The following is a 1,061-nucleotide window of genomic DNA, read 5'->3' as shown; positions in this document are numbered from 1 at the left end:
GTTGTTTTGGTTCGCTTGTGATACGTAATTCAGAGCAAAAAGATCAAAAAAGCCGATCCTAAGATCGGCTTTCTTCTTAATTCGCGTTATAGAGATTATTTAGCGAATTCAACACCAATGTTGATGTCGCCATTTAGCGTTTCTAGCATTCCATCTAGTGCCGCTTTTTCGAAGTCGCTCAATTCGCCGTAGCTTAGTACTTCTTCTACGCCTTCTTTACCCAACTTCACTGGTTGTGCAAAGTAAGGTGCGTGCTCGCTATCACCTTCAACGTAAGCACACTCAACAACGCCTTCTTCACCTTGAAGAGCTCGTACAAGTGCTAGACCGAAACGACAAGCCGCTTGGCCCATAGAAAGTGTCGCACTACCGCCACCCGCTTTTGCTTCAACAACTTCTGTGCCTGCGTTTTGAATACGCTTAGTCAGAGCTTCTACTTCTTCAGCTGTAAACTCCACACCTTCTACTTGAGAAAGAAGAGGAAGAATTGTCACGCCAGAGTGACCACCGATAACTGGTACACGGATATCGCTAGGATCTTTGCCTTTTAGCTCAGCAACAAACGTTTCTGAACGGATCACGTCTAGTGTGGTAATACCGAATAGGCGACGCTTGTCGTAAACGCCCGCTTTCTTCAGAACTTCAGCAGCGATTGGCACTGTTGTGTTCACTGGGTTAGTGATGATACCTACACATGCTTTAGGACAAACAACCGCAATCTTTTCAGCGAGTGATTTCACAATACCAGCGTTTACATTGAACAGATCCGCACGATCCATGCCCGGCTTACGAGCAACACCCGCAGAGATAAGAACTACATCTGCACCTTCTAGCGCAGGAGTTGGATCTTCACCAGCGTAACCTTTGATCGATACTGGTGTTGGGATGTGGCTAAGATCTGCTGCTACGCCAGGCGTAACTGGAGCAATATCGTATAGGGCTAAATCAGAACCAGCAGGAAGACGGTTCTTAAGCAGAAGGGCAAGGGCTTGACCGATGCCACCAGCGGCACCAATAACGGCTACTTTCATGTAGTTCTCCTTGAGAGTATTTCTCTTATA

1 protein-coding gene is annotated in these 1,061 nt (G+C 46.7%); it reads right to left on the bottom strand.

The features are described 5' to 3' along the window. Window positions 1-95: 95 nt before the first annotated feature. A complete protein-coding gene (gene mdh / locus R7E00_RS24995) occupies window positions 96-1,031 on the bottom strand; it encodes a malate dehydrogenase (RefSeq protein WP_005454639.1) in 936 nt (311 codons plus the stop codon). Between the last annotated feature and the right edge of the window lie 30 nt (window positions 1,032-1,061).

Source organism: Vibrio sp. Vb1755 (genome assembly GCF_033338635.1).
GTDB classification, from domain to species: Bacteria; Pseudomonadota; Gammaproteobacteria; order Enterobacterales; family Vibrionaceae; genus Vibrio; species Vibrio alginolyticus.
The sequence above is the reverse complement of the archived record's forward strand: the minus strand, read 5'-3'. Positions and strand labels throughout refer to the sequence as shown.

Bases quoted from the DNA above. Each gene is read 5' to 3' on its own strand.
- mdh (WP_005454639.1), bottom strand. From the start codon at position 1,031: ATGAAAGTAGCCGTTATTGGTGCCGCTGGTGGCATCGGTCAAGCCCTT.